Genomic DNA, 23,624 nt, shown 5'->3' with positions numbered 1-23,624 from the left:
TTTTTATATAAATGCTAATATATACTATAAAATCGCTAGCACTAAGTACGAATAGTAAAAAATATTCAATTATATTTATCAAGTACCATAGCCATAATCTTACTAGCTATAGGGGCTGCTGCCCTGCCTCCACCTCCACCATGATCTACAAACACTAAAACAGAGTAACGAGGTTGTAGGTAAGGAGCAAACCCAGCGAATATAGCGTGGTTACGCCTTTCCCAAGCAATTGACTCTCTATTTAAATCATCATTGATATTAGCCTTTGATTGCACTTGTGCCGTACCTGTTTTACCAGCTAATTGATGCCCTTCTGTCAAAATTCTACTATAATAGGCAGTCCCACCTTGCGTATTAACTGCTCTATACATGCCTTCTTTTAAAATATCTAGATATTGTTGATTTATATTAATCTGATCGAATACTGACCCATCTTTTACTGATATATCTTTAGCAATTTTAGGATTATACAATTTCCCATTACTGGCAATTGCTGTTACAAATCTAGCTAGCTGAATTGGAGTAGCTGATAAGAACCCCTGCCCTATCGATAAATTAAGAGTATCACCAATCGTCCATTTAGAGTTAAATTTTTTCATTTTCCACTCTTCTGAAGGAACAAAACCTGATGCTTCTCCGGTTAAATCAATGCCAGTTTTTGTACCAAAACCAAAATTTCTTGCCATATCTAATATTCTTTTATGACCTATCAAGCTAGCTATTTCATACATATAAGAATTACAAGAATATTTGATAGCATTATACATATCAACGATGCCATGACCATGACGATTCCAACATCTAGCACTATTATTACCTAATACTGAAGCACCAGTACAATTAATAGTTTTAGTCGGTTTAATGCCATTTTCTAATCCAGCTAAAATTGTAATAATTTTAAAAATAGATCCAGGTGGGTAAGTACTTTGTATGGTCTTATTAATCAACGGCTTATAGGGATCATTGATTAAACTTTGCCAGTAATCTTGGGATAATTTTATAAAATTATTAGCCTCAAATACTGGTGACATAGCCAGCACTAGCACATTACCATTATTGGTATCGATAACTATTGCAGAGCAACCTTGTTTATTTAAGTATGGCTGCACTCTTTGTTGTAGTTCCACGTCAATATTTAGATGTAAGTCCTCACCTTGCTGGCTTTGAATATTGGTGATTTCTCTTACTTGTTTACCCAAGGCATTTACTTCTATCTGCTTATAACCAAATTTTCCACGTAACTTGTCTTCATAATATTTTTCTACACCAAATTTTCCAATATTAAAATCCCCTAAATTGTTAATTTGTAAATCTTGTTTTTCTTGCTCATTAATCTGTCCAGTGTACCCTATCACATGACAAGTCGCTTCTGAAAAATGGTAAAATCTTGAATAACTAGCATCTACAAAAATAGAACTTAAATTTAACTTTTGTTCTTCAATAAGTGACATTTGTTGCCAGCTAAGATTATCTAGTATAACCAAAGGAATATGTTTATTGGCTTTTTTTATTTTTTGCTTAATGTAATTTTGTTCTTCTTCAGATAATTCTAGGATATTGGCAACTAGAGCTAATTCGTTTTTGTAATCATTGCCATTATGTATGTCAAGTAACAACCTAAAACAAGTTTGGTTTGTAGCCATAATGTTACCGTTGATATCATAAATTTGCCCTCTAAAAGGTGGAATTAGAATAAAACTTATACGATTTTTATCAGATAAAGTACGATATTTATCATTTTCAAGCAACTCCATAAAAAACATTCTTCCAGCCAATAACGAAAGCAATGTCAGTTTTCCTGAACCTATGAGAAAAGCCCTTCTTGATATTAACTGGCTATATAATATTTTACTATTTAGCATGTTTTCTAAAATATTCTAATGCTTTATCAAGTGGAATTCGTAGCAAATTATATGAGAATATAGTAGTTAGATACTGCATTAATATCATAAAATACCCCTCCGAAGATAAGCCTTTGCTTAAAATCAGCAAATATCTAAAATGTAATATAAAGAAATAATAGAAACAAAAGACGATAAAATTTGTTAAATAACTTCTAAGTACAAAAAATCTTCCTGTGAATTCTAAAATTATGTGAGCAATTATCAGAACCAAAGAATTTGTACCAATTGGCATGGAATATAACTGGTCAAAAATTATTCCTGCTAAAAATATTAGCCAAAAACCAATATGATAAAATGTGGAAAAATAGTAGAGTAAACTAACTTCAAAAGCTGGGAAAATAATAGATTCTCCATTAATTCTAAAATTTTCTAACGGAAAAATTAATAATAACAAACAGAATTCTAATAATATTATTTTACCAAATATTGGTGATAACATTTGTGATAAATTGCCAAAAAACTTCATACTAATTTCAGTTCTTTAATTACTGATGAAATAATCGGTAATGTTAGATCATATTTTCTTATGAGATCCAATACCAGTTTAGCAGATTCTCGACCCTCCACTAAGTATAAATTTTCATTTAAAAATTTATTAACATCTAAGTGCTTCCCTAATTCATAACCAAATCTACTATTTCGTGATTCTTTAGAGTAACAAGTTAGCACCAAATCCCCTAATACACCTGGAGCATATAAAATAGAGTTATCCCCTAATTCTCCATCAATTGCCTCAGATAAAATTTTTATTTCTTGAAGCCCCCCCGTTATCAGACCTGCTTTAGCATTCTGTCCATAACCTTTTGCATCATACCAACCACTCTTTATCGCTATAATATTCTTAACAGCCGATGCCACTTGCATTACTACCACATAGTCAGTTATGGTAACCTTAAATTGTTGCGATGCTAAACTAATTGCTAGTCGTTTGGCAAGATCAACATCTAAAGAGGCAATGGTAACTGAAGTTAATAAATCTTGAGCAACTTCTTTAGCTAGGTTAGGTCCAGCTATAAAGGCTAAAGGATTAGCTGGCAATATGGCTTTTACTTTATCAGATAATAACTCCGTAGGGTCTCTACCAAATCCCTTAGTTGCAACTAATAACACCACGTTGTCAGATATCCCAGCATCTTTTAATATCTTCAAAGTTTCCTGGAAAACAAAAGATGGTACTGCAATAATTATTACTTCTTTATCTAAGATGTCTGATAAATTACTACAAGGAGTTATATTACTAGGAAGGATAATATCAGAACCAAGATATTTGCTATTAGTTCGATTATTTAATATTTCCTCAATAATATTATTCTCACGCACCAATATCGAGACATCCTCATAACATCTTGCCACCTGGCAAGCTAGTGCAGTTCCCCAACTACCACCACCATAGACAGCAATATTTTTAAATTTTTTCATAATATTTCTGAAATCATGTGATTACCCTCTATAGCAACTAACCGAGCTTTAATAATTTGCCCAACGTCAAAATTATCTTGCAATTTTACCGGAATAAAATTTTCTGTATGAGCCATGTTATTTTGTTCTACAAGTAGCTCTACTTCCTGCCCTATATTCCTTTGGAAAAATTTTTGTAATTGTTGTTCTCCGGCAGTTCTTAAAATTTCTGCTCTTGCTTTTCTAATCGATTTTGCTATTTGCGGCATTCTTGCAGCCGGAGTTTCATCGCGTTCAGAATATGGGAAAACGTGTAAATACTGTAAATCCGCCTCAGAGATAAGTCTTTTGGTATTGTCAAACATTACATCAGTTTCCGTCGGAAAACCAGCTATAATGTCTGCACCGAATGATACATTTGGTCTTAAATTACGCAATTTATGACAAAAATCAATAATATTTTGACGATTATGGCGACGTTTCATACGCTTAAGTATCATATCATCACCAGCTTGTAAACTAATATGAAAATGCGGCATAATCTTTGGTATATAGGCCATAAGATCGAACAAATCATCATCGATCTCAGCTACATCAATTGAAGATAATCTAAGCCTCTTTAGTTCTGGAACCAAGCCAATAATTCGTCTAATCATCTGAGCAAAAGTTGGAGTTCCTGGCAAATCTGGTCCATAAGCAGTCACATCAACACCTGTAAATACTACTTCATTGTAACCATTTTCTACTAATGCCCTTAACTGTCGTACTATAGCACCCATCGGTACTGACCTACTATTACCTCTACCATAAGGTATCATACAGAACGTACAACGATGATTACAACCATTTTGCACCTGAATGAAGGCACGAGATCTACCATCAAAACTACTCACCATATGATTAGCAGTTTCAGTAACCGACATTATATCATTTACTACCACTTTTTCTTCGGTAAATTGATAATGGGCAGCTATCAATTTTTCTTCATTACCAAGTACTTTATCAACCTCAACCATATTAGCAAAAATAGCTGGGTTATTCTGAGCAGCACAACCAGTAACAATAATTTTTACATCAGGATTATTTCTTTTGGCCTTACGAATTGCTTGACGTGATTGTTTTTCAGCTTCCTTAGTAACAGCACAAGTATTAAATACTATGACATTTTCTAAACCAGAAAGAGCTAGGTTAGTTCTGATCACTTCACTTTCGTAAATATTTAATCTGCAACCAAAAGTTATAACTTCTTGGGTTACAACTTCTTGTAATTTAGTCATAAAAAAACTCCCCTCGCGAAACTAAAGTAGCAGGACCAGTCATTATTATATTCTCACCTTGCTTTGACATTTGTAGACTACCCAATTGAAATACTACTTGACAAGGAGAGCTAATAAATCCTAGCTTGACCCCAGAAGCAAAACTAGCACATGCTCCACTACCACAAGCAAGAGTTAAGCCTGTACCTCTTTCCCAAACCGATAAATAAATTTTATTATCCTTGATTGAAGCAAAATTAACGTTAACACCATCAGCAAATAATTCTTTTCCCTGTAATTTTTCTCCTATTATTTCTTTATCTTCAATAGCGAGATCACTAAAAATAACAAAATGTGGATTACCAATATCAGCACAGATAACTTCCTTGATGTCGATCATATAACGTTCTACAACCGGCCAGATTTTTTCGGATGAAGGCATCCAGTCTTCCTCGAAACTAACTATCCCACTATCTACTTCAATCTCGTTCTCATTCAGTATCTTGCAAGATAATTCTTTTCCATATACCCTCAAAGTGATTTCCTTTATACCTAAATCAAGATATATCAGCTTGGTAAGACACCTTGAAGCATTACCACATAATTTGGCACTTGATCCATCTTGGTTATATATAATCATCTCATAGTAATTTGGTTTTTTATCATAAATAATAAACTGATCACAACCAATACCAGTATGGCGATTGGCAATCTTTAGAGATAATTGTTGCAAATCACAATTTTTAGGTAAATCACGCTGATTGATAATCACAAAATCGTTACCTAATCCATGCATTTTAGCAAAATTGATTTTTTTTAACACGAGAATATCTTTAGTTGTTTGAGTTTAGGTTGCTACAAAGCAACTTAGCTATTATACCAAATATATGAAATTTATGTAGAAAATAATAGACTCCTTGTTAGTATCATACCTATAATGATATTAACAACTAACTAATAACTATTAAAAATATATCATTGAATTAGCCAAAAATTAAAAGAACTTTATATGCCTTATTTGCAAAAATTTGTATTTGACTCACCTATGTTATGTGTTTTCTATTTAGGAGGAAAAGTTGAAGGTTGCAATATAGAAATGCATGATGTTGTATTTGCAGTCGGGAAATCTGATATTGAAATTTCTCAAAAAATTAAAAACAAATGGTGTGGTATAAAAACATCTCTACATGTTGATTCTTGGTTCATACTAGCTAGTCTTAACGGTTTTGATGTTAAAATTACGGAAATAAAACCTCAATCTAGTACCAATCATTTATATTTTGTTAACCTTGGTTCTTATAAGAGAAACTTCTTTGGAGAAAATCATTTTATCACTTTTGTTGTTGCACAATCGAGAAGCCAAGCCATTGAACAAGCAAGAAGAGAAGTGTCTAAGGGTACAGAAATGTTACATACTGACAATATCTATGATATAGATGAATGCATTAGAATTACTGAAGTTGATAATTACCATATTGCACTTGAATATACTGGCATAAAAAAGAAGTTAAGTATAATCAATGGTTATCAGCAACTCAAATAGATTGACTTATGCAGTAAGTCTTTTGTTTTAATAGGAAATGACTCCTTGCATAACTAGTTGTGAAGAGTTATTTTAAGGTCATTGGAATCTAAATAAGTGATAAAATGGACTTTAATTCAAGCAAACTTAAAAATGGTCTAACTATTCTTACCTATAATATGTCTAATGTAAATTCTGTAGCTATTAATGTCATTGTTAATGTAGGTAGCCGCTATGAACAATCTTCAGAAATAGGCATATCCCATTTTCTTGAACATATGGCATTTAAAGGCACAACAACTAGGTCTGCTAAACAAATTGCTGAAGAATTTGACTCTATAGGAGGACATTTTAATGCATATACCTCGCATGAACAAACTGTTTATTATTCAAAAATATTGAATGAAAACTGCTATAAAGCTTTAGAAATACTGGCAGATATCATCCAAAATTCAGTTTTTTCAAAGGAAGAAATAGCCAAAGAATATCAGGTGATTCTACAAGAAATTGCTCATGTTCAAGATAACCCTGATGAACTTATCCACGAGAAATTTTACAGTAGTGCTTATGAGAATCAAGCACTTGGCAGGTCAATTCTAGGAACTCACGACAGTTTGGCTAAATTTGATAGAGAACATTTTAGTAATTATGTTGACAAACATTATAATGCCGAAAATATTTACTTATCAGTAGCAGGAAATATTTCCCATGAGCAAGTTGTAGAATTTGCCAAAAAATTATTTTGTTCATTAAAAAATAAACAAAACAGTCATTTTGAGAAAGTTAGATATACAGGGGGACATAGCTTTATCACCAAAGATCTTGAGCAAACTACTCTAGTTCTAGGTTTCGAGAGTGTGCCGTATTTTAACATACAACAATTATATCATACGCAAGTTCTTTCACTAATACTTGGCAATGGTATGTCATCGAGATTATTTCAACAAATCAGGGAAAAACTTGGACTGGTTTATTCAATTGGTAGCTATAATAGCTCCTACTATGATAGTGGGATTTTTGGCATATATGCCTCCACTAATCATGATAAACTACCATTCCTTACAGAACAATTAGTTAATGAAATAAAAAAAGTTTCTACAGACATCAAAGACTCAGAAATTGATAGGGCTAAAGTACAACTAAAAACTAGTATCTATATGGCTCAAGAAGAATCTTCTTATAAATCAGAAGAAATTGGTAAGAATTTTGCTGTTTTTGGCAAATATATACCTACTGAACAAACTATTGAACATATTATGAATATAACAAAACAAGATATAATAAATATTGCTAACAAAATATTTGTTACAAAACCTACTTTATCTATTATTGGTCCTAAACCACTTGCCATAGATTATCAAGAATTATGCCATAAGCTAGCTTTATGAAATCGGTGCTATTAACTAGAAGTTTAGAGGATAATAATGAAACCATTAGAGAATTGGAGAAAAATTGTAGTTTTAAATATATCTGTTCTCCTTTAGTGGAATATCAAGCTTTGCCATTAAATAGCACCATTTTGCATAATTATGTTAATATAATTGTCACCAGTAAATTTGCTGCTAGAATCCTTGCTGAGCATCAAGAGGTAGAACAAAAGAACGTATGGATAGTTGGCAATTCATCAAAGTTAATTCTAGAACAAAGAAATTTTGTAGTACGATATGTTGCTACAAATATTCAAGACCTACTAGAAAACATCCCTCAAGAAATATATGAGCAAACCATATATTTATCGTCAAATGAAATTACTCAAGATTTGCCTCAAAAAATAAAAAGACACATTATTTATCGGGTAAAATACGCGACCCAGCTGTACCAAATAGCAGAGATTGAAAAGGGCATCAATTTTATTTTACTATATTCACAGAACAGCACTAAGACTTTCATTGAATTATTAATAAAAAATAATTTGCTAAAACTACTAGATAATAGTTTAGTGATTACTATAAGTGAAAAAGTAGCAAATATTATTAGATATTTTGCCAAAAATGTGGTTTATTGTGATAATGGACAGCCGCAACAAATGTTAGAGTTATTAATTTATAATGCAAAAATCAGAAACTAATATAATAAAAGGTCGTAGTAATAATCCTATTATTCTTACAATTATTCTAATTGTGTTATTTGCCATATCAATAGGTTACATGACTTTTTTAAATAATAAAAAAGTAGATACTGAACTACCTGACAACCCAACTACTTCTAAACCAGCTACTATATCAGAAAATGTTGTACTTCAAAAAGATAGTAGTTTGAATCAAGAAGAAGTCTTATTAAACCACCAACCCAAATCATCTAAGCCCCCCCCTAATTATAGCATTTATTTACTTAGCGTTAATCTTTTAGTGATAAATTTTTTACAAGATAAAGATTATACACAGCAAATTCGTCAAATTGAAACTGTAGAGTTACCTACAAAAATAAAAAATATTTTGCTAGACCTACACAATTATAATGAAAATTATTTACTTAATAATAGTCTAGGTTTAGTCAAGATATTTCCAAAAGCAAATTGTTGGATCGAGAAATTTATTAAGATTGAAAGGAAATCTAGTTTTACCAAAGATAAAGAAAAACTAAAGTTGAGAATAATAGGCAATCTAGATTTTTTTATTAATTTCTTTTATTCAGAAGAATTACAGCAAAAATTTGTAGAGTAAAATAATGATAAGATTATTAATAATTTGTATTACATTTTTGTTATTATATTTAGGCTTTTCTGTCTTAAATCAGCTTGACTCAACATTAACCTTAAATTTATATGATTATTATATAGAAACCTCCTTTTTTACTTTCATTACTTTATATATATTATTTACACTTTTTAGTGCTATTTTTTTTAAAATAATATTTCTAATTATTGACCTACCTACTAATTTAAAAGATCTTTTCTTTTCCAAAAGAGCCACTACTGATAATTACCTACTGATGAAGGCTATGGCAGAATATATTGCTGGTGAAAAATCAAAGTCAGTAGCAACTAGTCAGAAAATAGCTTACCGTTTAAGCAAAGAAAACAAGGTATTTCATACTTTACTTTTAGCAGAAGCAGAATTAGATCCTTCAATAAGAATACAATATTTTCAGGAATTAGAGCAATCTAAACATTATAGTGCCTTTGTTACCAAAAGACTTGCACAAATATTTTATCAAAATAATATGTATGAAACAGCTGAGAATTATGCTGTTAGATCATTTAACCTAAATGAATTTGATAGTGAAACTTTAGAAATTTTACTTGATTGTTATGCTAAACTTTCTCTGTGGACAAAATTTATCTTTGTGGTATCCAAACTTAACAGAGTTGACACACAAAAACTAGAGTCTATAAAGAACAAAATAGCTGATTATTATGTTGATGCTGCCAAAAATATGCTAGAAGCTAATGAGACAAAAGATGCTATCCATTATTTAGAATCAGCTATTAAACTTATACCTTCACATATCTCCGCATTAAATCTTTATCTACCTATGAACTCTTCTAGCTGGAATAATAAAAACATTGAAATATTAAAAGCTGCCTTCGCAAATAACCCTTCTTTTGAGATTGTAGAATTATATAAGCAATTTTCTTCTGTACCACCTTTAAGAATTTATGAAGATCTAGCAATGTTAGTAAACCCTAAACAATATTTAGGGCTATTTTTAGCTATAGCCGCTTATTTAGGCTTACCGGAAAAGATTAAAAATCTTAAAAATGAACCTGAACTATTACCTTTTCATGATATTTGAGATTAATAGACTTACTGCATAAGTCAATCTAGTTGGTGATTTTGTCGTCGAAACTCGCCTCCGCTCCTCACGTACGTCTGTGTACGCTGCGGTACTCGGCTTCGTTTCTCCTAAAAATCCCTCAACTATCTTTGATTTATGCAGCAAGTCTAATATATCTCCTGAGAAGGATCTTTTTCTGGAGGGATATTATGGAAAGCATCATTATCTTGACCTTGGTGTTCTTCTTGATAATCTAATACTGGTATATCATGAATTTTGAATGCTTCCATAATACTACTAGCAGAAGTAATTCTACCAGTTGTTGGATCTATTGGTAACAATTTAATTGATTCTGGTACTTTAAATGCCAGTGATGGAATATCAGAATAAGCCTTCTCCATAAAATCAATAAATATAGGCAAGGCAACACTTGACCCTGTTGCAGTTCTTCCTAGTGTTTTTGGCGTATCATAACCAATATATGTTCCGACAACTATTTTTGGAGTAAAACCAATAAACCAAGTATCCATACTATCGTTGGTAGTACCACTTTTACCAGCTATAACCTTACCAAGTTTTTTTGCAGCGGTTGCCGTACCTCTTTCAACTGCTCCAGTGAGAAATGAGATAATCTGATAATCACTTGCTTCATCGGTAATCATCCGATAGTCGGGTTGAGGTAGGATAGGGAGTGATAAGTTATCAGTAAGCTGGGAGTCAGATACATTACAATTTTTACATTCCCTATTATCTCTACGATAAATTATTTTACCATTACGATCTTTAATTAGCTCTACGAAATGCGGCGTAACTTTTTTTCCTGAATTAGCAATTATTGCATAAGCATTGGTCATTTTTTCTAGTGTGGTTTCGAGCGAACCAAGCACCATAGAGTAAAATCTCTTCGGCTCATTATTAATACCAAATCGCTTGATTATCTCAGCAACTTTGCTTAGCCCTATAGCTTGTGCTACCCTAACAGTAACAAGGTTTCGTGATTTCTCAAGCCCTATACGCATAGTAATTGAACCTAGAAAATTCCCTTTATAATTTTTTGGTCGCCAAACTGGCATGCCAGGACCTTGCGGAATCTCTACTGGACCATCTTCAAAAATTCTATTTGGCTGGATTGCGTTTTCTAAAGCAGCAAGATAAACAAAAGTTTTACTGAGTGACCCTGGTTGTCGCAGTGCCTGAGTAGCACGATCAAATTTACTAACTGTGAAATCATATCCACCAACGCTGGCAAGTACCTGACCTGTTGTAGGATTCATCACTATAATCGCACCATTAACAGTAGGAATTTGCCGCAAATAGTAATTAGCATTTACTTTTTCGACTACTACAACGTCACCTTTCTTTAAAAGAGTTTTTACTGATTTAAGATCATTTTTTGCCCACTTCATTTCTGATAAAACTATTTTTGACTGACTCAAGTCACAAAGACCAATTTCTGCTTGATTATCCGAAACATTTAACACAACAGCTAATTGATATTCTAAAATAGCTGGAGGCTTTGCTACTTTATTTAAATTATCTTGCCAGTTATTTAGATCAATATTAGTTATGACTCCTCTAAAACCATGCTTCCTATCATATGCTCTTATGCCTTGCCTAAGAGCATTTTCTGCAGCTTGCTGATAACCAGCATCAAGTGAAGTAATGACCGTTAACCCTCCAGTATAGAAATATTCTTTACTGCCAATTTTACTAATGACTTCTTCCCGTACTTGTGCAGCATAATAACCGGCTGTAACGGTTTCATCACGATCCCGCTTTTGCAAAGTAATAGGACTATCTACTGCTTCTTTTGCTGTCTCTTGCGTTATATAACCATCTTCCAACATTCTCATAATAACATAATCTCTACGATCTTTCACCCTAGCATAATTTCTCTCCGGATTAAAATTTGATGGTGCTTTTGGTAGACCAGCGATAAAAGCTGATTCGGCAACAGTTAAATCTTCAATAGACTTATTAAAATAATTCTGAGCAGCCATGGCAACTCCATAAGCTCCCCTACCAAAAAATGTTTGATTAAGATATAACTCCAAAATTTGATCTTTAGTAAAGGTTTTTGAGACCCTATAGGATAAAATTGCTTCTTTGATCTTACGTTCTATCGATACCTCAGAGCTTAATAAAAAATTCTTAACTACTTGCTGGGTAATAGTTGACCCTCCTTCCACTCTACGACGGTGTACGATATTAGAGATATTTAATATTGCTGCTCTGATTATACTTATAACATCAACTCCTGGATGTTCAAAAAAATTCTTATCTTCTGCTGAAATAAACGCCTCTATGAGAGAGCGTGGTACACTACTAATAGGTACAAAAACTCTACGTTCCAAAGCATACTCCTCCATTAATTTTCCATTTTGGGCATATACTCTTGTTACCGATGGTGGATGATAATCGGCAAGTTGAGAATAGTCCGGTAAATCCTTAGAGTAATGATACAACAAATATATACAAGCACTAAGAGCTATTATGCCTGATATTATAAATAATTTAAAAGATATATAAAAAAATTTGAGCATTTTTGATAGTGTGTTTCTTACATTTATTCAAGTAAAAGTTTTATTTTATATAATATCATCATCTAAAACATCCTTCCTGTTTATTTTTTAGCTCCCAGTTTACGTTGTGATGACTGGGATAAGAATAGTTAATTCCTATCCCGAATTCGCGTAAATTGGATCACAGCACCATTTCTCCGCTCAAACTACTTGCCCCAGCATTGATAATTTTTACATCGATAATCTGACCGAACAAATCTTTTGCAGGGTTTATTACATGCACCGACTGCATATAACATGTTTTCCCTATCAGTTGATTGTCCAATTTACCGTCACGATCAAATAATACTGGCATTATTTTGCCAATACAACTTTCATTAAACAATAATTGTTGGCGAGATATTTCTTGCTGTAAAATTGCTAAACGCCTAGATTTTATATGTTCAGGCACTTGCTCTTTAACCGCAGCAGGTGTACCAGGTCTTGGACTATATTTAAAAGAATAACACTGACCATAACCAACCTTCTTTACTAGATCTAAAGTGTCAGCAAAGTCTTCATCCGTTTCTCCAGGAAATCCTACAATAAAGTCAGATGAAAAGACTATATCTCTTCTCGCATTTCTTAAACGATTAATAATATCAAAATAATAATCTCTGTTATGTCTACGATTCATTGATTTTAAAATTTTGTTAGAACCTGACTGTACTGGCAAGTGTAAAAACGGCATTAATTTTGGCTCAGACCCATGTAACAGTATTAAATCTTCTGTCATATCAATAGGATGAGAAGTAACGTATCTAATACGCTCAAGACTTGGTATTTCTGCTATGTAGCTGATTAGATCTGCTAAACTACACTCTTTGCCTTCAATAGTTTGTCCATGATAAGCATTAACATTTTGACCTAGCAAGATTACTTCTCTTGCTCCGTTTGAAACGGAGCTTGTAATTTCCCTGTATATTTGTTCTAGACTCCTTGAGAATTCTGCACCCCGAGTATAAGGTACAACACAGAAAGTACAAAATTTGTCACAACCTTCTTGAACTGAAATAAGGCTACTTACTCCTTGTATATTAGACTGTTCAGGCAGCTTATCAAATTTAGCTTCTTCAACAAAATCTAATTTAATTACATGTTTTTCATGTCTAGCAATTTTTGCTATCAACTCTGGTAAATCGTAGTAAGATTGTGGTCCTACTACTATATCTACATAACTAGCTCTTCTAAAAATTTCATCACCTTCAGCTTGTGCAACACATCCAGCAACAGTAACGATTACATTACCTTCTCCCTTTGATTTTCTATCATCTTTAATTTGTTTGATGCGACCAAGCTCGGAATACATTTTTTCTGCAGCTTTCTCCCTAATATGACAAGTATTTAAAATAATCATATCAGCTTGGTACATAGAATCAGTTGGCTGATAATCAAATGGCTCTAGCAAATCCTGCATCTTGAGGGAGTCATATACATTCATTTGACATCCGTAAGTTTTAATAAAGAGCTTTTTTTTCACGTTTTTTACTTAACAAAAATAAATTTAGGTTGCATTATATATAATACTGTAAAAAATATGACATATTTTTTTGGAATGATTTTATTTGAGGTTATTGAGGTTTGGAAAGTTATGAAGCTTATAGTATACTCGGTGAACTTCAAGAATTGGCGTCGTCGTGTCTAAAGATCTCCGCTGCTCACGTACTAATGTACGCTCCGCTGCTCGACTTTGACACTCCTAGCTCTTCTTGAAGTTGACCTTCGTCTACCAACTCTTCATTTACGAGCAGTATACATATGTTTGTGTAATACTCTAACTATGATAATACCATATTCTTGTTTTAGATAATACAATATATGTTTTTTTGTAGGGAAGCTCAATAAGGTAGGATATATATCATTTCGTAAAGTACCTATATTAGGATTAAGACTTAAAGCAATAGCTTTGTTATGTATCTCATCTAAATATTTTATAGTTTGCTGCCTTCCCCAATGTTTTAGTGTATAATCTGTAATATCTTCAAGATCACGTTTCGCACTATTTGTAAATTTACACTGAACCATTAAGCTTTATTTTTAAGTTATCAAAAACAACCTTATGAGAGTGTATTTTATTTTTTGCTAAGTCATCTAATCCTTCAGAAATTGCAAGTTTTAATACTTGTTCTTTAAAAGATTCTAATTCATGAAACTCTTTATCAGAAACTATTACAGCTATAGGCTTGCCATGTCTACTAATGCTGATAGGTTCTGTTTGCACTTTGATAAGTAATTCACCAAACTCACGTTTTGCTTCAGTTGCATTTAATTCTTCCATGATAATAATTATTTTAATTAATATGATTAATTAAAACATAAATTATTAATATAATCAAGTTAATTACAATGTCTTTTTCTTTTGGAACATTACATTATGCCAATCACTAAAAGTTTGATTCTCAGTTCTTGTTTGTACAAAATTATAGAATATTTTTAAGGTATTATAACGATCCCACTTCCATTGACAGCGATAATTTTGATCACTAGGCTTACAACTTGGGACTAACTTATAACCATTACTCACAGATTCTACATATGTTAGCAAATCATCGAATGGTTGTAACTCGCCAGCTTCTTGTTGTTTTAACATCATAAGCTCAGCTATAGCTGCCATGGTACGACCTCTTCCACCTAAGCAATGTAAATAAACCCATCGACTTGGATTTAATTTTAATTTTTGATCAAAAAGTGCTACCATTCTATCTAAATTATCACGATTAGGTTCTCGATGATCTAATGTGGTAATTCTATAATAATCAATATTCAAACCTGCCATTATATCAGCTTCAGTCTTAGTAGAAATAGGTATACAGATTGTTAGGTCCTTCTTTGTTGGCGTAGTCTTCAAATTATTTACATATATACTAAGTTGCTTGTAAGTTGGTAATATTGAACCAAAAAGATATTGCTCCTGTAGTATAATTTCCTCTTGAGATTTATTAGCGTTAACGTCATTATATGGTAAACTGATAAAGGACACTGGGTTTAGATCATTGAATCCATGATACTCACTCCTTAAATCAACATCAATAATATCTGTTTTACACCCAATAGCATTTTTAAATTGGTTAACACTAAATTGTCCACTGGCGATTATATTATATTGTTCGATATATCTAATATTTTTAGGAAGTAATTCTTGTAGTTTATTATAATGATTAAATTGGAAATATGCTAAATTTCCATTATTTAAATATTCTGATGGTAACATGTAAGTAATACAAGATGAACGACTACAGCATGGTATAAGCAATAATAACCCCATTATAGCAAATGCAATAATAAATTGAGATTTTCTACTTATGTTCAGAGCTATTATTTTCTTCATTTATTATTATACTAATTTGCTAACAGTAACAGAGCAATCTAAACTAAACCCCTTGCTTGGCTAGCCTTTCTTCAATCTCATGACGGAAATGACGAATTAACCCTTGAATAGGCCAAGCAGCAGCGTCTCCAAGGGCACAAATAGTACGACCTTCGATCATTTTTGTAACGTCCAATAATTGATCTATTTCATCTATTTTTGCCTGACCGCGTACCAGTCGCATCATAACTCGCCACATCCAACCTGTACCTTCTCGACATGGGCTACACTGACCACAAGACTCATGCATGTAGAATTTGCTAAGCCTAGCAATAGCGTAAATAATATCCGTAGAATTATCCATAACAATGACTCCACCAGTCCCGAGTGCTGAACCAGCTAACCTTAAACTATCAAAATCCATTGCAACATCCTGACATAATGACTTTGGTAGCAACGGTACTGATGAACCACCTGGGATAATAGCTTTCAGATTACTCCATCCACCCCGTACACCCCCGGCATATCTCTCAATCAACTCCTTTAAAGGTACGCCCATGGCTTCTTCAACATTACATGGCTTATTTACATGACCAGAAATACAGAAAATCTTTGTTCCGGTATTATTAGGCTTACCGATTCCAGCAAACCAATCAGCTCCACGCCGGAGTATAGTAGGCACAACGGCAATTGATTCAACATTATTAATAGTTGTTGGACAACCATATAAGCCGAAATTAGCCGGGAATGGTGGCTTTAATCTAGGGAAGCCCTTGTTGCCCTCTAAGCTTTCGAGCAGAGCTGTTTCCTCACCGCAAATATACGCCCCAGCCCCTCTATGCAAATGAATGTCAAGATGATACCCTGTACCACAAGCATTACTGCCTATAAAACCGGCATCATAAGCCTCATCTATAGCACGCTGTACATTGGAGGATTCATTATAAAATTCACCCCGAATATATATATAGCAAGTATGTGCGTTAATAGCAAAACTGGCGAGCAAACAACCTTCAATTAATTTATGTGGCTCATACCTTAAAATATCACGATCCTTGCACGTACCAGGTTCTGATTCATCAGCATTAACCACTAGATAGCTAGGTTTCGGGTGATCTTTAGGCATGAACGACCATTTGGTGCCAGTCGAAAATCCAGCACCACCCCGCCCTCGCAGACCTGATTTTTTTACTTCATCAATTATCCATTCTCTACCTTTAATAATAAAATCTTTTGTATTATCCCAATCTCCTCGTTGCTTACTGCTTATTATATCATATTTTTCCTGCCCACTAAGATTAGAAAAAATTTTATCGCTAATTTGTAACATAATTAACTCTTAGAATATCTACATATGATATTATAGCTGAAGGCAAACAATTGTGAAGAATAAATATTAGCAGGGTTTTGCACAAAAATACAACAACACCAACTCTGAAATGCGTTAAGTACATTTGTTCTACATCAAAATGCTTGCAAGAATCATCAATTCAATAGAGATTCTTTATGTAATAGGGATTATATGTCCTCTAATTTTATGATTAATATAATACCTCAATTCAGGATAAGAATTAACTAATTCTTATCCTGAATTGGCTTTAATATAAGGAAAAATGCATTCTTAAAGCGGCTAACGCGAATGCATTTTAAACCTTTCTAAAGCTAAAAACATGATTTTAATCTTTTAAAAGCATGTTTTTAGCAAAATATTAATTTAACAATCAGATGCAGAACCGTCTCAAATCTGATTGTTTCTATAACTTCACCGAATTTGGGATAAGAATTGACAAATTCTTATCCCAAATTCGCGTATAATGAAAGGTTTTTATGTCAGACGATAGAGCAACTATAGAATCCAGTAATTTAAATATATCTAATTTTAAGAGTGATAAGGAGTCTATTCTTTCTGAATATAGTACGAATCAAGATGATAATATATCAGTAAGATCTGTTGATTCTGGGTACGAAAGTGATAGCCATTTAGCAGATAAAAAAGATGATATTATTAGAGTTAACACTAAAAACGAGATTGAAAATATAAATAAATTAATAGGAAGGGCATACACATATAAACTTAAATTTCTAAAACAACCAATTCCACAATTATCAAAAGAATCCATAGATAACGGATTACTCATTGGTACTAACGAATCATTTATGAGTGCAATGACTGGATTAGCAGTAGAAAGTTTTTACTGTAATTTATCTGATAAAAAGACAGAAGAACTGCTTGATAATTTTAGTTTAAATATAGAACGTTCTAAAAGACTTATGAACGATAATGACAAGGCAAAAGCAGACAGACAGTTTGCAAATTTAGAAGCTAGTTTAAAGGGGTTTGTATTAAATGATATTAAAAGTAACAATGATCAGGATAAGATCGCTCTTGAAACTGTTAAAAAAGTAATATTAGAGCTAAAAGGTCAAGCAATTCCTAAATCAGATTATGCCAGTACAGTAATTAACAAAACTATGGAAAATTTACAAGCATATCCAAGAGCTTTTAGTACCGAACAACTTAATGTTTTTAAAGAAACTATTAGTCAAGGAAATAAAACTGTTAAATTTGCTAAAGAATTCACAAAACTTAATAAGACAGAACGTACAGTTCTTTCTAATGCAGTTAATGAATCTGCTAATTCTTTTATAAAAGAATTAATAGATAGTAGGAATAATGGGTTAAGTCCAGAGTTTGTTAATTATAGAGAAAATGAAACTAAAAAACTTTTATTGACTCTTAGTATAAATATACAAGATACTGGTTCTATAGAAGAAAAAAAGATCAGACAAGAGGCTTTTTGTAAACAGCTTCTACCTTATGTCCATATACCCAGTGAATTAGCAACTGAGTTATTTGAAGAGTGGAAACTAACAGAGCTACATAGCTTAATTGGCAAGGAAGCTCAGAAATTTTTTAGTGTAGATAATGCTCCAAAAAATTCTTCGTTTCTAACCTTAGATGCAACAAAAATTACAGAAGAAAATATCAAACGATTTGCCGATTCTATTAATCCAATTATTAAAGATAAAGATGCAGAATTAGTCTCAAAACCAATCCTTAAAGAATCTATTAACAGAATTCAAAATAAAACAGATATAAAGATTACAGAACAACAAAATAATAAAATCTCGGAACAATTATCTCCGACTTTAATAGAACTTGGTTCTGAGCAATTAATAAATCATAAAGACGAGATAATATCTGACATAACAAACAAAATTGCATCAGATAAATCTTGGTATTCTTCTGTGATTAAAAAATTACCTATTTCTACAAATAATTTACAGGATATTGCTACACATCTTACAGACAAATATAGCAATCAAACTGCACCAACCATGTCAACTTCAGTGTCCACACCACCACCTCCTCTTACTCAACATTCTAGCATAGAAACAAAACAAATACCCGAACCTAGTAGTTCTGATTTTGTGGTATCAACACCAACAGAAGCTAAGTTAGAAAATATAGAAGCACACAGGTTAAATGAGTTAACTACGGACCAACTAGATAACAGAGTCTTGGTGGATAAGTTACAGAGCAATTCGATAGCACAGATGGACAAACCTAGATATCAAGAGCTAGCTGAAGATGCTACTGACCTGCCCAACCCAAAGGTAGAAGAAGTGCATGCTAGGCAAGATACCATAAATACTTCAATGATAGCAATAAAATCAGAGCAAGAAATACCTACAAAAGCCCCAATAGTTCAGGAAACTCAAACGCCGCAAAATAATCCAAGCATGTCTAGGATTATTAGTAATAATGTTAAAATAGAAATTCAACAAGTAAAAAAAACGTTAAGGCATGTAGAAACAATTAAAAGAGAACTAGCAACACCTACTAAACCTACTAAACCTACTAAACCTGCTCTTAAAGCAGTAAATAAAGGAAGGTTATGGTAAATTGACTGACTTTGTTGCGTGGGTCACTCATAGTACCCTACATTTTTTATATAACCACTATTAAAATAGTTGTTGATCGTCTATTAGCGAGGAGTCACTGAAAGCAGCAACGCGGCAATCTAGGATACGCGAAGCGTTACTCTAAAAAAACAGCTTCGCTGTTTACCTAGATCGCCACGGCATCTAAAGAGCCTTGCTATGATGATTATAGAAAAATGTAGGGTACTATGGTGCTTTAGACACGACGACCTTAATTCTTGAAGTTGACCGAGTATATACACATGTGCATCAACTATTGGTTATACTTTTAAATTATCCTACCATGTGTAATTTGTTTGACAACCGCAAAATAATTTGATAAATATAAATAATTAAGTTAGTATTAATATCAATTCCCAAATTAAGTTAGTTACTCGGAAATACGAATGCTCTCTAGGTCCACATAGTCTAGCTGAGCTGTCAAAATTTTGTGATGCTAATTTCAATAAATTTCTTGCAGAGTTCACTTATGTGCAAGGATTTAAGGAAGCCACGAAATCTCGACTTGCAGCACACTCAAATTCCGTTACGGATTCGAGCCTAGGCACGATGAATAAATTACCAACAAAAGTAGAATTATGCAAGAAGTCTAATCATTCGAGTAGTAGTCTAACCTTAATCTTTAAGTAACTTGACTTTCGTAGGTTTCGTGATTCTCCCAGTTTTTAAAGCAATAGACCTATTTCAAAACTAGCTATGAAAGGAATTTTTACTAAAAAATTAATCAAAAAATCGTAAGTAGTACTGGTGTACATGAGAATTCCTTCGATTAATTCTAACAACAAAATGACTTAGAAAGAATAAAGTTTCTAGAAAAGTTTGATCTTAACTAATCTAAAAAAAATAGGTATGACCCAAAATACAGTTACTAACAATAAGGAATCACCTGATATTTATTATAATAATAATACTAAGTATGATAATCCTAATAAAGATGGTATTGTTATCATCAATCTTAAACAATTAAAACGTAAGTCACCTGAAGAATTGCAAATACAAGCAGAAAATCTTAATATTGAAAATTCTAGTGCTTTGCTAAAACAAGAGCTAGTCTTTGCTATACTCAAGAAATCTGTTGAGCAGGGTGATTTGATTTCAGGAGAAGGCGTACTTGAAATTTTACCTGATGGGTTTGGCTTCCTTAGATCTCTAGAAGTAAATTACTTAGCCGGTCCTGATGATATTTATATTTCCCCAAGTCAGATTCGTCGTTTTGGACTACGTACAGGGGACACGGTAGAAGGGCAAATTAGAGCTCCAAAACCAGGAGAACGTTATTTTGCCTTGTTAAAAGTAAACAAAGTTAATTTTGAAGACCCTTCTAAGGCATATCATAGAGTACATTTCGATAATTTAACACCACTTTATCCTGAAGAAAAATTATCCCTAGAGCTAGAAGATAATAGTAAGGATTTTAGTACAAGAATAATTGAATTGGTTGCTCCTATGGGTAAAGGACAACGTGCGTTGATTGTTGCTCCACCAAGAACGGGAAAAACTGTTCTATTGCAAAATATAGCTCATGCTATTACCACCAATAACCCCGAAGTATTTTTAATTGTTTTGTTAATTGATGAACGCCCAGAAGAAGTTACTGATATGCAACGTTCAGTGCGTGGTGAAGTAGTTAGCTCAACTTTTGATGAACCCGCTATTAGACACGTTCAGCTTGCTGAAATGGTTATTGAGAAAGCTAAAAGGTTGGTCGAGCATAAAAGAGATGTAGTAATATTGGTTGACGCAATAACAAGACTTGCAAGAGCTTATAACACTGTTGTACCCTCGTCTGGTAAGGTTCTTACTGGGGGAGTTGATGCAAATGCTCTGCAACGTCCAAAAAGATTCTTTGGAGCGGCAAGAAATATCGAAAGTGGTGGTTCATTGACTATAATAGGAACTGCTTTAATTGAAACCGGTTCTCGTATGGACGAGGTAATCTTTGAAGAATTTAAAGGTACTGGTAATTCTGAAATAGTCCTCGATCGTAAAATAGCTGATAAGCGTGTTTACCCTGCGATTGATATTACTAAATCTGGTACACGTAAAGAGGAGCTATTGGTTGATAAAGCCATTTTAACCAAAATGTGGGTTCTTCGTAGAATCATTAACCCAATGGGAACTATCGATGCAGCAGAATTTTTAATTGATAAACTTAAAAACACTAAAACTAATACAGAATTTTTTGATTCAATGAATTCATAAAATGCTTTTCAGGAGGAAGTATGGCTAAAAGAACAAAAATTGCTTTAATTGGTGGGGGAAAGATTGGCGGAACACTTGCACATTTGATCAGTCTTAGAGAACTTGCTGATATAGTTATGTTTGATTTATCTGAAGGTCCTTCGCAGGGTAAGACTTTAGATATATCACAAGCTGGAGCAATTACTGGATCAGATATAATTGCTAAAGGTACTAACAATTATAAAGACATAGAAGGTTCAGATGCTATAATTGTTACAGCTGGAGTACCACGTTCACCTGGAATGAGTCGTGATGATTTAATTAATGTTAATACTACTGTTATAAAAACTGTGGCTAGCAACATTAAGCAATATGCACCGAACGCTTTTGTCATTGTTATAACCAATCCACTTGACGCTATGGTTTACGTAATGTTAAAGGAAAGTGGACTAGCTAGCAATATGGTAGTTGGTATGGCTGGGGTACTTGACTCATCAAGATTTAATTTTTTCTTAGCCAATGAATTTAATGTTTCCGTAGAAAATGTTAGTAGTTTTGTACTTGGAGGTCATGGTGACTCAATGGTTCCTTTGGTTAGATATTCGACAATTAACGGCATACCAGTTTTAGATTTAGTAGAAATGGGGTGGTCGACGAAAGAACGTATTAATGCGATAATAGATCGCACAAAAAATGGTGGTGGAGAAATTGTTTCACTACTTAAAAATGGTTCTGCCTATTACGCTCCGGCAACTTCTGCTATTGAAATGTTAGAGAGTTATCTAAAAGATAAACGTAAAATATTAAGTTGTGCTGCTTATCTTCAAGGAGAATACGGAGTAAAAAATATGTATGTCGGTGTGCCGGTTATTATCGGTAAAAATGGCGTGGAAAGAATAGTAGAAATAAAATTAAATGATGAAGAACAAAATTTATTTAACAAATCAGTAGATGGAGTTAGGAAGTTGATTGAATCAGTTAAATTGTAAATTTCTTGTCTAAACTACAGATATGCTAAGTATAATTTCACCAGCTAAGACTCAAGATTTTATCTCGGAAATACCGGATTTACCATGTACGCAGCCGCATTTCCTTACTAAAATGCAGTATCTCTTACAGATATGTAAAAGCCTATCACAAAATCAGATCAGGCAATTAATGGGGATTAGTGATAAACTGGCTGAGCTTAATTATCATAGATTTCAAGATTTCGATAACCATCCTCAAAAGCAAGCGATATTTGCCTATGATGGGGATGTTTATGATAATATTGATAGACGCAGTTTCTCTAAAGAGCAATGGGATTTCTTGCAAGGACACACGTTAATTATATCAGGTTTATATGGACCACTAAGAGTTTTAGATAAAATAAAACCCTATAGGCTAGAAATGTCAACAAAATTGCCAAATTTAGAAAAATTATCCAGTTTTTGGCAAATTGATATTACCAATTATCTAAATCAAATATTAGCAACTCACCAAAATAAATATCTAATCAACCTAGCCTCTAATGAATATTCCTCCGCCATAAATCAAAATGATCTTAAATATCCAATAATTAATATATATTTTAAAGAAAAAAGAAATAACAAATTACAAATAATAGCTATAAACTCCAAAAAAGCTAGGGGCAGCATGCTTAACTTTATTGCAGAAAATCTTATAGACGTACCTGAAAAATTAAAACAGTTCTCTAAACAAAACTATTATTATAGTGAAACTGAGTCTTCCGATAAAGATTGGGTATTTGTGAAAAATGAATAAGTTGTAATATTACAACTACATTTAAATTTAAAGATAATAACTTGGAATTATATATTAGTTATATTTAAA

Annotated in this window: 20 protein-coding genes; 9 read left to right on the top strand and 11 right to left on the bottom strand. The window is 32.8% G+C overall.

The features are described 5' to 3' along the window. Window positions 1-65: 65 nt before the first annotated feature. Genes mrdA through dapF form a run of 5 tightly spaced genes read right to left on the bottom strand, consistent with a single transcriptional unit; the run spans window position 66 to window position 5,381 of the window. Window positions 66-1,862, bottom strand: coding sequence for a penicillin-binding protein 2 (mrdA, locus tag ACFEL2_RS03050; RefSeq protein ID WP_375332209.1), 1,797 nt, complete (start codon window positions 1,860-1,862; stop codon window positions 66-68). Further along, window positions 1,852-2,370: a hypothetical protein gene (locus ACFEL2_RS03045; RefSeq protein ID WP_375332208.1), complete on the bottom strand. Its 519-nt coding sequence runs from the start codon at window positions 2,368-2,370 to the stop codon at window positions 1,852-1,854. The genes mrdA and ACFEL2_RS03045 overlap by 11 nt, the downstream gene beginning before the upstream one ends. Beyond that, the gene (locus tag ACFEL2_RS03040; protein ID WP_341752220.1) at window positions 2,367-3,323 is read right to left on the bottom strand and encodes an NAD(P)H-dependent glycerol-3-phosphate dehydrogenase; all 957 of its coding nucleotides are present in this window, start codon (window positions 3,321-3,323) and stop codon (window positions 2,367-2,369) included. The genes ACFEL2_RS03045 and ACFEL2_RS03040 overlap by 4 nt, the downstream gene beginning before the upstream one ends. Further along, entirely contained in the window at window positions 3,320-4,579 is a 1,260-nt protein-coding gene (gene mtaB, locus ACFEL2_RS03035; protein WP_375332207.1) for a tRNA (N(6)-L-threonylcarbamoyladenosine(37)-C(2))-methylthiotransferase MtaB, read from the bottom strand. The genes ACFEL2_RS03040 and mtaB overlap by 4 nt, the downstream gene beginning before the upstream one ends. Continuing rightward, window positions 4,572-5,381 (bottom strand): diaminopimelate epimerase, encoded by an 810-nt coding sequence (gene dapF / locus ACFEL2_RS03030; RefSeq protein WP_341752222.1) that lies wholly within the window; start codon window positions 5,379-5,381, stop codon window positions 4,572-4,574. Before dapF ends, mtaB begins: the two co-directional genes overlap by 8 nt. A gap of 186 nt (window positions 5,382-5,567) precedes the next feature. On the opposite strand from dapF, the gene ACFEL2_RS03025 reads away from it, so the two are divergent. From ACFEL2_RS03025 to ACFEL2_RS03005, 5 genes are all read left to right on the top strand, one after another. Continuing rightward, entirely contained in the window at window positions 5,568-6,101 is a 534-nt protein-coding gene (locus ACFEL2_RS03025; protein ID WP_341752223.1) for a DUF1543 domain-containing protein, read from the top strand. A gap of 104 nt (window positions 6,102-6,205) precedes the next feature. Next, on the top strand, window positions 6,206-7,468 hold the full coding sequence (locus tag ACFEL2_RS03020) for a M16 family metallopeptidase (RefSeq protein ID WP_342259980.1): 1,263 nt from the start codon (window positions 6,206-6,208) through the stop codon (window positions 7,466-7,468). Further along, the gene (locus ACFEL2_RS03015; RefSeq protein WP_341752225.1) at window positions 7,465-8,148 is read left to right on the top strand and encodes a uroporphyrinogen-III synthase; all 684 of its coding nucleotides are present in this window, start codon (window positions 7,465-7,467) and stop codon (window positions 8,146-8,148) included. Before ACFEL2_RS03020 ends, ACFEL2_RS03015 begins: the two co-directional genes overlap by 4 nt. Continuing rightward, entirely contained in the window at window positions 8,129-8,743 is a 615-nt protein-coding gene (locus tag ACFEL2_RS03010; RefSeq protein WP_341752226.1) for a hypothetical protein, read from the top strand. Before ACFEL2_RS03015 ends, ACFEL2_RS03010 begins: the two co-directional genes overlap by 20 nt. Before the next feature lie 4 nt (window positions 8,744-8,747). Beyond that, entirely contained in the window at window positions 8,748-9,815 is a 1,068-nt protein-coding gene (locus ACFEL2_RS03005; protein WP_341752227.1) for a tetratricopeptide repeat protein, read from the top strand. A gap of 149 nt (window positions 9,816-9,964) precedes the next feature. Here ACFEL2_RS03005 and ACFEL2_RS03000 read toward each other — a convergent pair whose 3' ends face one another. The 6 genes from ACFEL2_RS03000 to nuoF form a co-directional block, all read right to left on the bottom strand. Then, complete coding sequence (locus ACFEL2_RS03000) at window positions 9,965-12,340, bottom strand: penicillin-binding protein 1A (RefSeq protein ID WP_375332206.1); 2,376 nt, start codon at window positions 12,338-12,340, stop codon at window positions 9,965-9,967. Window positions 12,341-12,500: 160 nt separating this feature from the next. Beyond that, window positions 12,501-13,838: a tRNA (N6-isopentenyl adenosine(37)-C2)-methylthiotransferase MiaB gene (gene miaB / locus ACFEL2_RS02995; protein ID WP_341752229.1), complete on the bottom strand. Its 1,338-nt coding sequence runs from the start codon at window positions 13,836-13,838 to the stop codon at window positions 12,501-12,503. Between the two features lie 257 nt (window positions 13,839-14,095). Further along, window positions 14,096-14,383: a type II toxin-antitoxin system RelE/ParE family toxin gene (locus ACFEL2_RS02990; RefSeq protein ID WP_341752230.1), complete on the bottom strand. Its 288-nt coding sequence runs from the start codon at window positions 14,381-14,383 to the stop codon at window positions 14,096-14,098. Further along, window positions 14,370-14,636, bottom strand: coding sequence for a type II toxin-antitoxin system Phd/YefM family antitoxin (locus ACFEL2_RS02985; RefSeq protein WP_341748005.1), 267 nt, complete (start codon window positions 14,634-14,636; stop codon window positions 14,370-14,372). The genes ACFEL2_RS02990 and ACFEL2_RS02985 overlap by 14 nt, the downstream gene beginning before the upstream one ends. Before the next feature lie 63 nt (window positions 14,637-14,699). After that, window positions 14,700-15,686, bottom strand: a complete 987-nt coding sequence (locus ACFEL2_RS02980) for a hypothetical protein (RefSeq protein WP_341752231.1) — start codon at window positions 15,684-15,686, stop codon at window positions 14,700-14,702. Between the two features lie 43 nt (window positions 15,687-15,729). Then, window positions 15,730-16,995, bottom strand: coding sequence for an NADH-quinone oxidoreductase subunit NuoF (gene nuoF, locus ACFEL2_RS02975; RefSeq protein ID WP_341752232.1), 1,266 nt, complete (start codon window positions 16,993-16,995; stop codon window positions 15,730-15,732). 497 nt (window positions 16,996-17,492) lie between these two features. On the opposite strand from nuoF, the gene ACFEL2_RS02970 reads away from it, so the two are divergent. The 4 genes from ACFEL2_RS02970 (at window position 17,493) to ACFEL2_RS02955 (ending at window position 23,555) form a co-directional block, all read left to right on the top strand. Next, the gene (locus ACFEL2_RS02970; protein WP_375332205.1) at window positions 17,493-19,571 is read left to right on the top strand and encodes a hypothetical protein; all 2,079 of its coding nucleotides are present in this window, start codon (window positions 17,493-17,495) and stop codon (window positions 19,569-19,571) included. An 888-nt stretch (window positions 19,572-20,459) separates the two neighbouring features. After that, on the top strand, window positions 20,460-21,812 hold the full coding sequence (gene rho, locus ACFEL2_RS02965) for a transcription termination factor Rho (protein WP_341755175.1): 1,353 nt from the start codon (window positions 20,460-20,462) through the stop codon (window positions 21,810-21,812). A 20-nt stretch (window positions 21,813-21,832) separates the two neighbouring features. Further along, a complete protein-coding gene (mdh, locus tag ACFEL2_RS02960; protein WP_341752235.1) occupies window positions 21,833-22,780 on the top strand; it encodes a malate dehydrogenase in 948 nt (315 codons plus the stop codon). A gap of 22 nt (window positions 22,781-22,802) precedes the next feature. Further along, window positions 22,803-23,555 (top strand): YaaA family protein, encoded by a 753-nt coding sequence (locus ACFEL2_RS02955; protein ID WP_342259971.1) that lies wholly within the window; start codon window positions 22,803-22,805, stop codon window positions 23,553-23,555. Window positions 23,556-23,624 lie beyond the last annotated feature (69 nt).

The sequence above is a fragment of the Candidatus Tisiphia endosymbiont of Temnostethus pusillus genome, assembly GCF_964264675.1.
In the GTDB taxonomy this organism is placed as follows: domain Bacteria; phylum Pseudomonadota; class Alphaproteobacteria; order Rickettsiales; family Rickettsiaceae; genus Tisiphia.
The sequence above is the reverse complement of the archived record's forward strand: the minus strand, read 5'-3'. Positions and strand labels throughout refer to the sequence as shown.